Below are 10,264 nucleotides of genomic sequence, written 5' to 3' on the forward strand. Positions count from 1 at the left end.
AGTGCCACAGAGAACAGACCGCCGCCGGCGACGGCGGTAAGGGTGAAACGGCGGTGTAAGAGACCACCAGCACCCCAGGTGACTGGGGTGGCTCGGCAAACCCCACCCGGAGCAAGACCAAGAAGGGCCCGTCTTCGGACGGGCTCGCGGACGCCGTCCGAGCGCTGCCCGCGCGAGGCGTCCGGGTAGGTTGCACGCCCCAGCGGGGGCGAAGGCCGCCGGCAACGGCGGTCGCAGATGGATGATCACCGGCCTCCGGGCCACAGAATCCGGCTTACAGGCCGACTCGTCCCCCATCGTCGCCTCACCGTCCGGTTCTGGTCGTCGGTCGGGCTTTGCCGAAACCACTCCGGGAGGGGTCTCGACAAAGCTCGACCAGCGAGTCAGCGCCTATTGAACGTGCACCACGGCGGTGGCGGTCAGGCCCTTCCCCTGTGCTCGGACGGTTGCCTTCCCGGGATACACGCCGGTGACCACGCCGTCCTTCACCCTGACGACCCTGTCATCGGTACTCGACCAGGTGACGCTCGTGGTCACGTCCAGTTCGGTACCGTCGCTGAACACTCCGATGGCATGCAGGGTGGCGCTGGCATGGCCCTTGAGGGTGACGCACCCCGGCCTGATCTGCAGCCCGATCAGCTTGGGCGCGTTGACCGTCACCGTGGCGGTGGCCGTGGACTTGCCGACCCGCGCGGTGAGCGTCGTCGTCCCGGACGCCCGACCGGTGACCTGGTGAGCGCGGACCGTCGCGATCGCCGGATCGGCCATGGTGAGGGTGGCCTTGTGGGTGACGTTCCTGGTCGTTCCATCGCTGTAACCGGCGACCACGGCGACGTCTGCCGACGAGCCGATCCCGAGGCGGAGGCTCCCGGGCACCACGCTGAGTGAGGTCTGCTTGGCCTTGGTGACCCGCAGCTTGGTGCTGCCGGAGACCTTCCCCAGACTGGCGCGAATCGTGCTGACTCCCACTGACCTGCCGGTGGCTACGCCGGATGCGTCGACCCGTGCCACCTTGGCTGCCGACGAGTGCCAGCGGACCTGGCTGGTCAGCACCTGGTGGCTGCCGTCCGAGAACGTACCGGTGGCGACGAAGCTCACGCTGGTGCCCTTGGCGATCGTGGGCTTGGCCGGGCTGACGGTGATCTTCTTCAGCTTGACCCGTTGCACGCTCACCCGAGCGGTGGCGGTGGTGGTTCCCACCCGCGCCGTCACCGTGGTGGTCCCGCGACGGACGCCGGTCACCGTGCCCCGCACGCAGGCACCCTCGCCGCACACTGTTGCGATCGTCGGATCGGTCGTCGTCCAGCCGGCGGCCGCGGTCAGGTCGGCGGTGCTGCCGTCGGCATAGGTGCCGATCAGGGTGAGCGGTGCATCGGTCCCGACGGCGATCTTCACCCGTGCGGGTTTGATCGCCAGGCTCACCAGGGCCGGATCGAGCACCGTGGCCTGGGCCGTGCCCGACATCGACTCGAAGGTCGCGGTGATCGTGGTCGAGCCCTTGCCGACACCGGTGACGGTGCCGTGGCTGACCGTGGCGATCGAGGTCGACTTCGAGGACCACGAGGCCTCCGCCGTGACATCCCGGGTGGAGCCGTCGCTGAACTCGGCGGTCGCCGCGAGGTCGCCGGTCGCGCCCTTGGTGAGCTCCAGCGTCGTCGGTGTGACTCGGACGCCGGTCAGCACCGGAGCGGTGACCCGCAGTTGCGCGCTGGAGCTGAGGTCGCCGACCTTGGCGGTGACGGTCACGCTTCCCGGCTTCAGGCCGGTGGCGATGCCCGAGACGGCATCGATGGAGGCGATCGTCGCGTCGTCGGACGACCAGGTCACCCCGGTGGGCAGCACCGCTGACGACCCGTCGGAATAGTGACCGGTCGCGGTGAACGTGACGGTGTGCCCAGCCGCCACAGTGGCGGGGTCGGGCTGCACGGTCAGCGACCGCAGGACGGCCGCCTCGACGGTGAGCGTTCCGGCGGTGAAGCTGGCCTGGTAGTTGGCCGGGGAGCCGCCGCAGGTGATCGGATACGTCCCGGCAGGGCTGCTGGCCGTCGCGGTCGAGCTGCAGGTGATGCCGATCCCGGCCAGGGTGTCGCCATTGACCAGCCCGGTCGCAGTGGCGGTGAAGGTCGGGTTGGCGGTGCCGGCGGGCCGTGTTGCGTTCCGGGCGGTGACGCTCAGCGCTCGCTTGGTCACCCGCAGGGTCCCGTTGGTGAGCGTGACGGTATAGCCGCCGAGGACGCCGTTGGGGTCATGGATGGCGGGCACGATCGGGTAGTCGCCGACCGGGCTGGACGCCGTCGCAGTGGTCGAGTAGGTCGCGCTCAGCTGGTCGACGGGGCGCCCGCCGGTCAGCGTGCCCGTCAATGTCGGGTTGGCGTCGCCGTAGGTGCGGGTTTGGTCATCGGCTCGGGCCGTCAACTGGCCCAACCCGGTGATCGCGAACTGTGCGCTGCCGGTGCTGCCCAGATGGGTCCCGGTCTCGGCGAATGTCGCCGTCGCGGTGTAGGAGCCGGCACCCGTGGGCGCGGTGGTCGTCGGGCCGTAGCTGGTCCCGGCCCGACCGGTGTAGCTGATCGGCAGGTTCCGCTGCAGGCCGACCCCAGTCGCCACGGCCGTGCCGCCATGCGGTTTCCCGTCGTAGCTGGCGTCCGTCGCGGTGACGGTGGTGGTCGAGGGGGCCTTCGCGATGGTGAACGTCTTGCTGTCCGAACTGGGCAGGTGGGTGGCATCACCGGCGTAGCTCGCGGTCGCGGTATACGTACCGGGCAGCTCGGGGACGTCGTTGCCGCCCGGCGCATAGGTCACCGTCGGCCGGGCGACCACCACTCCGTTCGGACCGGTGGTCAGCGCGCTCGCGGCGTGCGTCCCCTGGTCATAGACCACGCCGGTGGGCACGGTGACCGTCGTGGTGGTGGCCACCACCGCCGGGAACAGCGGTGTGATGACGATCAGACCGTCCAGGGTGGGCCGGGTGAATCGTGGCAGGTGGCTGAGCGCGACCGGCCGGTACGTGGTCAGGTTGAGGTAGTGCTGTTCGCTGGCGCCGCGATTCGGGCCCAGGTACGACAGGCCGCCACCGCCACCGCCCCCGCCGCCTCCGCCGGCGTTGCCGCCGCCCCCGCCGAGGCCGCCACGGTTATAGCCGGCGCCTCCGCCCCCGCCGCCTCCGCCGGTTGCTGCGGTGTGCGAGGCCTCGCCGTTCCCGCCGTCGGTGGTGTTGGCGTCGCCTCCACTGCCTCCGGCGCCACCGTTGATGCCGCCGCCGCCCGTGCCAGAGGTGACCGTGCTGCCGGCGCTGCCGCCGTCGCCTCCACCGCCGAACAGGCCGTTGCCGCCGGCGCCTCCGCCGCCCCCGGCGACGGCGATCGGGCCCATGTAGCTCAGCTCGCTGGCACCGCCGCCCCCGCTGCCGCCGTAGCTGACCTGGAGCAGGTTGCGCTCCCCGGTGCCGCCGGTGCCGCCTTTGAAATCCCCCCAGCCGCCGGAACCGGCGACGACCTCGTCGAGTGGCGTCGCGCCCGCGCAGCCCACCGCCGCAGCGAGCTTCTGGCCGCCGGTCACCGCCAGCCTCAGCCCGACTCCGGCTCCCTGGCCGGGATTCCCGCCGCGGCCGCCGCCCCCGCCGCCGTCCGCACCGATCACCGTCAACAACAGCGCGTTCGCCCCGTCCGGAACGACGTAGTCCTTCGACTGCCGGTCACAGGTGTAGGTCGTCGGGCCGGCGGACGGCCCGTCGTAGGCGATGCTCACCGAGCCCTCGTCGCCGCCGTCACTGGTGGCATACGAGACGCCGGTCAACTCGTCGGCTGCGAACGAGGAGCCCGCGCCCCCGCCGCCGCCCCCGCCGCCCCCGGCATCGCCGCCCAGGCCCGGACCGCCGCCCTTCGGGTAGCCGCCGCCTCCGCCGCCGCCCCCGCCGCCGGCCGCACCGTCATGGCCTTGCCCCCCGGGCACCCCTGCCGGCGTACTGGCCGCGCCGCCGGCCCCACCATCGTTGGCGGCACCGTTGCCGGTACCCGGTGCGCCGTTGCCCGGCGTCCGGCCACCACTACCGCCGTCGCCGCCGTAGCTGAGTCCGGTCACGCCGGTGCCGCCGCCGCCCCCACCGCCACCGGCCACCACCAGCGGCGTGCTGGCGCCGCTGCGGGCGATGCCGGTCGAACCGCCGCCGTTGGCTCCGTCGGAGAAGCCGGGCAGTGTGGCGCTCGTCCTCCCACCCGAGCCGCCGGACGACCAGCCGTAGCCGGTCCAGCACCCCACGGTGACGTCCAGCAGGTCACCGGCGGCCACCGGAACCGTGGCGGTGACCGTGGCGCCGGCCCCACCCTCGCCGCCGGTCGAGGCGCTCCCGCCGGAGGATCCGGTCACGGTCACTGTGAGCTTGTCGACGCCGCGCGGCACGCTGAAGTTCTGCGCGAAGCCGAGGCATCCGTAGCTGATCTCATGGTGTCCGTTCGCCGCTTCGGCCCTTGGGGCGACGAGCATGGTGGCTGATAGTGCTGTGACGAAACCGGTCACTGTGGCGATGATGGGGTGGCAGCGCATGGCGCCAGCGTGGCCCGGCCGGCGAGCTTTTTGCTCCGGATACCCCCCGGAGATCTGCGACCTCGGGAGGTCCGGGCCTGCTTGTTCCGGGACGACTCCGTCAGCCCGGGACGGCCAGCCGGGCCGCCAGCTCGGCGCGTCCGAGGACTTGGAGCTTCCGATAGACGCTGGAGAGATGAGTCTCGACAGTCTTGGCGCCGACGTGCAGCTCCAGCGCGATCTGACGGTTGCTCAACCCGGACGCCGCCAGCCGGCTCACCGCCCATTCGCGCTCGGTGAGTGCCGCCAGGCCGGTCCGCAACGCGCTGGCCCGGCGTCCGCCGGCGGCGCGCAGTTCGGACAACGCCCGCTCGGCCAGCCCGTGGCAGCCGCGATCATCGGCGATTCCGGCGGCCCGGGTGAGCAGCGGACGGGCGTCGATGACGTGCCCGCGACGACGCAGCGCCGACCCCCAGGAGACCGCCGTCCGAGCCCACTCCAGCGGTCTGCTCGCCTGCTCCAGGAGTGTCGAGGCGTTCGCGAGCGCGGTCAGGCAATCGTCGTCACCGGCGGAATCCAGAGCTTCACCCAAGCTGCGTTGGGCGCTGCCGACCACGGACGCCGTGCCCCAGCGCTGCGCCTGCGCCAGCCCGGACCGGGCCGCGTCCACCGCGGCCGCGGAACGGCCCAGGCCGATCAGCGTCCTCACCCTCAGTGCCGGGGCGGGTAGCCAGACCGGATTCTGGATGGCCGGCCGCAGCCGATGCAGCTCGTCGACGGCTGCCTCGGCCTCGTGGTACCGATGCTCGGCCAGCAGCAGCTCGATCATTCCCCGGCGCCGGTGCAGGTCGCCGTCGGAGCCGACCCTGCGCGCCTGCGCGTTGCGGCCCACCTGGCGTGCCTCGTCCAGCGCCCCGAGCTCGACCAGCGCCCGCAGCAGCAGGCCGTGGCCGTAGTCGGCACCCGAACTCTGAATCGCGTCACACTGCTTGCCGAGCTGCACGAAGTAGCTGCGCGCCACCGACAATGCCTCGCGCGGATGGCCCCGTTCGAGCAGCGCCCAGCTCTGCCAGACCAGGACGCCCTCGCTGGTCAGCGGGCTCTCCGGATCGTGCAGGGCGCGCTCGGCCTCGGCCCAGGCGTCCCCACCGCGTTCGTCATCGGCGAGCACCAGGACGGTCGCGGCCACCAATGCCATGTAGGCCCAGTCCGAGGTGATCAGCGAGCGATCTGCGAGGGCACGTGCGGCCAGCTCAGCGGCCGGCTGGGCGGACCCACCGTGCATCGCGGACCGCCAGGCCGAGGCTGTCGCGAGCAGGCAGTCGCCGAGGTCACGACACGTGGTCGGCGGCGGCGGAAGCGCCTCGTCGTCATGGATGCCGGCGATGCTCGCGGCATAGGCCCGCAGCGCCGACAAGCCGGTGCGCAACGGGCCGGACGGCAGCCCAACGGTCGCCCGCCGGAGCACCTGGAGCGTCTCGTCGGCGGACCCCGCGAACAGCGCGATCCGGGCCAGCGGGCCCGCGATCTCCGCCCGCTGGCGGGGGTCGGTCGAGGTGTCGAAGGCAAGGCCGAGATGGTTGAGTGCACCCGAGATGTCGTTCGCCATCGCCTCGGCGGCGCCGAGCGTGGCCAGCACCTCGGCGCGCCGGGCGTCGGTGGAGGACTCTGCGACGGCACGGCGCAGATAGTCGACCACCCGGTTCGTGGCGCCACGGCGACGGGCGGTCTCGGCGGCCCGGCACAACACCGAGATGGTTTCCGGGTGTCCGCGTGCCGGCAGCGCGAGCAGGTGGACGGCCACTTCTTCGGCGGGGCGCCCAACTCCCAGCAGGTAGTCCGCGGCCCGCCGGTGCATCGCCTGGCGCCGGGCCGGGGAGATCCCCTCGGCGATGGACTCGGCCATCAGTGGATGGACGAACTCGAAGCGCGCCTCATGGACGACGATCCCGGTGTCGATGAGCCCGTCGAGCTCTGCGTCCGTGGTTTGCTCGGTCGACTGGCTGACGACGGCGACGGCACCGGGGTCGTCGCTGCCGCCCAACACCGCCAGTGCTTCTGCTGTGGCCACGGCGCTCGATTCCAGCCTGGCCAGGCGGAGTCGGGTGATCGTGGACGCCGCTCGGCGCTCGACGTCCACGCCGTCGCCCTGCAGCCAGGACGCTCCCGCCACCTGCGCCAGCAGGGACGGATCGCCACCGCTGGTCCGATGGAGGGTGTCGATCAGGGTCTCGGGGAGGGTGCGCGCTTCAGGCCCGCGGGCGAACCGAGCCACCGCGGAGCGGGACAGCGCTCGGAGTTCGAGAGGGACCAGCTCGGCGCCCAGTTCGCCGAGCCACTGCCGCGCGACCGCGTCCGGCTCTGGTTGTTCCGGCTCGGTCTGCCCCGGCCGGCTGCGCAGGGTCAGCGCCAACAGGACCGGCAACCGGTCGAGGCGCCTGGCCAGGTAGCCGAGAAGGCGGGACGAGGGTGCATCGCACCACTGCAGGTCGTCGATCAGCAGCGCGAGGGGCGTCCGGCGCGCGAGCCGCCCGATCAACCGGTACAGGCCCTGCAGGACGGCGGGTGAGTCGTCGTCGGGGGAGCCCGTGCCGCCTTCCAGAACCGATCGTGCGAGGCCGTCCGCCGCTTCCAGGTCAGCAGGAGAATCGTGCAGCAGCGGCTCGAGGAGTCGGCGGGCCACGGCGAACGCAAAGCCGGTCTCGGCCCGGCTGGCGCGGACCCGGCGCACCAGCAGCCCCCGATCGGACGCCGACTCCTCCAGCCGTCGCAGCAGCGCCGACCTGCCCAGGCCGGGGCGGGCCGCGATCAGCACCGCCCGTCCGGCCGGGTGGGATCCGTGGGACCGAGGGACGGCGACCGCCGTGAGCAGGGCATCGAGTGTTGCCAGTTCCCGCTCACGTTCGAGCAACGGCCGGATTGCACCCACCAGTCCCACCCCCTGGAGACTCTTTGGCTGGATGCTACGTCCGAGGCAGCGCCGACCGCAGCAACGTGACCCTCGCAGCCGCCGGTTACCGGCTGCCCACCGAGGCCACCACCATGGACAGCCACTGCCCAGCCGGTTGCCGTCGTCGGTGAAGCCGAACGCTTCCACACGGACTGCAGTCCAGTCGGGCCGGGTTCGCCGCGGGCTCCCGGGTGGGATCAGCGCTTCTCGACCTTCACCGCGCTTCGGCTGGCGTCCACCTGGCGCTGGGTCTCGCTGTCGCCGATGGTGGCGAAGGTCATCAGGGCGCTGCGTGAGCCGTCCGTGTGCTGCACAACCACCACATTGACGTTGTCACCCGGAATGGAGCCGAGGTAGTCGATCCGGACCTCGTAGCGCAGCTCCCAGGCGTCCAGTCCGTCCAGCTGGATCGCCTTGCTGCTCTTCATGACCAGCTTCCCGCGGCCGTCGTTGTAGAAGCGGCCCACCGAGTCGTCGGCGATCGCATCCGCCTGCTCCTTGAGTGAGCCGACCCTCGAGCGGGGTTGGATGCCGGCCAGGATGACCTCGCTGACCCACACACCGGTGATCTGGCGTTGCAGCCCGGTGGCGCAGATTCCCCATGGAATGGTCCGGACGGCGTTGACGCTCCAGCGCGAGTCACGGATCACCGGCACGCTGAGACCGCCACCGAACAGCCGTCCGTTCACCACCGCGGTGTCGTAGCGCGGGCAGGGCAGGCTGGTCTCCGGACGCGACGGCGTCGGGGTGGGGGTGGGTGTCCGCGTCGGGGTGGGTGTGGGAGTCCGGCTCGGTGTCGGGGTGCTGTTCTCGTCCCAGGCCGAGATGGTCGGAGCCGGGGGGACGGGTCCGCTGCTGCTCGCCGACGGACCTCCGCCGAATAGCGAGGGCAAGGTGAATGCCGCGATCAGCGCGAGTACGACCACGCCGGCGATGATCGCCCAGAGCATGGCCGGGTTTCGCCCACCCGGCCCGGACGGCGCACCGCCCGGATTCGCCGACAGCTGCTGGGTCCACGCCGAACCGTCCCAGTAGCGGAACATGCCCTGCTGCCCGCCCGGATCCGGGTACCAGCCCGGTTGTGCCATCACCGGCCTCCTTGTCGACTGCTGATCCACCCGACCGCCGCCGGTCGAGCTGCCGAAAGCCCGTTGGTTGAGCTTGCTGAAACCCTGTCAGAGTGGACCAAGCCGGGGTCTCGACGGCCTCGGGTCTCGACAGGCTCGGCCGGCGACGATCAGGGCACGGTGAGCACTTCGGCGCCGTCGGCGGTGACCACCAGGGACTGCTCGAACTGGGCACATCGGCTGCCGTCGTTGGTGACCACCGTCCAACCGTCGTCCCACAGGTGCGAGCGGTAGTCGCCCAGGGTGAGCATCGGTTCGATGGTGAACGTCATGCCCGGCTGCATCACGGTGGTCAGCGACGGCTCGTCGTAGTGCGGAATGACCAGGCCCGAGTGGAAGGCGGTGTGCACGCCGTGTCCGGTGTAGTCGCGGACGACGCCGTACCCGAAGCGTTTCGCGTAGGCCTCGATGACCCGTCCGATCACGTTGACCTGGCGGCCCGGCCGGACGGCCTTGATGGCCCGGTTCAGCGCCTCCCGGGTGCGTGTGGTGAGGTCGCGGGACGCCTGGTCGACCTCGCCGCAGAAGAAGGTGCCGCAGTTGTCGCCGTGGACGCCGTCCACGAACGCGGTCACGTCGATCTTCACCAGGTCGCCGTCCTCGAGCGGACGGGTGTCGGGGATGCCGTGGCAGATCACCTCGTTCACCGAGGTGCAGATCGACTTCGGGTAGCCGCGGTAGCCGAGCGTGGAGGGGTAGCCGCCGTTGTCGCAGAGGAATTCATGGGCGACCCGGTCGAGTTCGTCGGTGGTCACTCCGGGAGCGATCGCGTCGGCGGCGACCTGCATCGCCTGCGCCGCCAGCCGGCCGGCGACCCGCATGCGTTCGATGACGTCCGGGGTCTGCACATCGGAGCCCCGGTAGCGGTCGGGGGCGGGCCGTCCCACGTAGTGGGGCCGGCCGATCCCGGCAGGCACCTGGCGCTGGGGCGTCTGCGGGTAAGGCTTGATCGCGGTCACGGGCGCGATCATAGTGGGGGCATCCGAGCGATATCCGAGCGATATAGGGGGCAGGTAGTGAGCGGCGACGGCTGGTACTGGTGCCTGAAGCACCACGCGGTGGAACCGTACGAGGGTTGCAAAGCCGAAGATCGGCTGGGCCCCTATCCGACCCGGGACGAGGCCGCCGCTGCCTTGGAGAAGGTGCGGGAGCGCAACGAGCAGTGGGACCGCGAGGACGAGGAGTACGAGGAAGGTTCGTGAGCCGTCCGGCGGATGTAACCCAACTGAAACACAGCGGGCGGCAGACTAGCCGCCATGGATAAGCAGACCGAGTTCGTCCTGCGCGCCATGGAGGAGCGTGACGTCCGCTTCGTCCGGCTCTGGTTCACCGACGTGCTGGGGTTCCTGAAGTCGGTGGCGATCGCTCCCGCCGAGCTCGAGGGCGCCTTCGCCGAGGGCATCGGCTTCGACGGCTCGGCGATCCAGGGCTTCACCCGGGTCTACGAGGCCGATATGGTCGCGCACCCCGATCCGGCCACCTTCCAGTTGCTGCCCTGGCGTGGCACCACCCAGGGCACCGCGCGGATGTTCTGCGACATCCGGCTGCCCGACGGCTCGCCCGCCTTCGCCGACCCGCGCTACGTGCTGAAGCGAGCGCTGCGCAAGGCGGCCGACATGGGCTTCACCTTCTACACCCACCCCGAGATCGAGTTCTACCTGTTCAA

Annotated in this window: 6 protein-coding genes and 1 other RNA gene; 3 read left to right on the forward strand and 4 right to left on the reverse strand. The window is 71.3% G+C overall.

Going from position 1 to position 10,264, the window contains the following annotated elements; genetic code table 11:
- Positions 1–293, forward strand: an RNA gene (gene rnpB, locus Q0066_RS09945) — RNase P RNA component class A; the annotation flags it as partial.
- A 97-nt stretch (positions 294–390) separates the two neighbouring features.
- Here rnpB and Q0066_RS09950 read toward each other — a convergent pair.
- The 4 genes from Q0066_RS09950 to map all read right to left on the reverse strand — a co-directional run bounded on the left by Q0066_RS09950 (position 391) and on the right by map (position 9,557).
- Positions 391–4,542, reverse strand: coding sequence for an Ig-like domain-containing protein (locus Q0066_RS09950; protein WP_298132485.1), 4,152 nt, complete (start codon positions 4,540–4,542; stop codon positions 391–393).
- 100 nt (positions 4,543–4,642) lie between these two features.
- Complete coding sequence (locus tag Q0066_RS09955) at positions 4,643–7,450, reverse strand: AAA family ATPase (protein ID WP_298132486.1); 2,808 nt, start codon at positions 7,448–7,450, stop codon at positions 4,643–4,645.
- Between the two features lie 218 nt (positions 7,451–7,668).
- Positions 7,669–8,559: a DUF2510 domain-containing protein gene (locus Q0066_RS09960; protein ID WP_298132487.1), complete on the reverse strand. Its 891-nt coding sequence runs from the start codon at positions 8,557–8,559 to the stop codon at positions 7,669–7,671.
- A gap of 149 nt (positions 8,560–8,708) precedes the next feature.
- A complete protein-coding gene (gene map, locus Q0066_RS09965; RefSeq protein ID WP_298132488.1) occupies positions 8,709–9,557 on the reverse strand; it encodes a type I methionyl aminopeptidase in 849 nt (282 codons plus the stop codon).
- Between the two features lie 99 nt (positions 9,558–9,656).
- Between map and Q0066_RS09970 the strand changes: the two genes are divergently transcribed.
- Positions 9,657–9,800: a hypothetical protein gene (locus tag Q0066_RS09970; protein ID WP_366521512.1), complete on the forward strand. Its 144-nt coding sequence runs from the start codon at positions 9,657–9,659 to the stop codon at positions 9,798–9,800.
- Positions 9,801–9,854: 54 nt separating this feature from the next.
- Positions 9,855–10,264: glutamine synthetase beta-grasp domain-containing protein (locus tag Q0066_RS09975; protein WP_298132490.1), on the forward strand; the 410-nt coding region annotated here is incomplete at its 3' end.

The organism is Micropruina sp. (genome assembly GCF_027492755.1).
In the GTDB taxonomy this organism is placed as follows: Bacteria; Actinomycetota; Actinomycetes; order Propionibacteriales; family Propionibacteriaceae; genus Micropruina.

Coding starts and splice junctions, on each gene's coding strand:
- Q0066_RS09950 (WP_298132485.1), bottom strand. CDS start 4,542: ATGCGCTGCCACCCCATCATCGCCACAGTGACCGGTTTCGTCACAGCA.
- Q0066_RS09960 (WP_298132487.1), bottom strand. CDS start 8,559: ATGGCACAACCGGGCTGGTACCCGGATCCGGGCGGGCAGCAGGGCATG.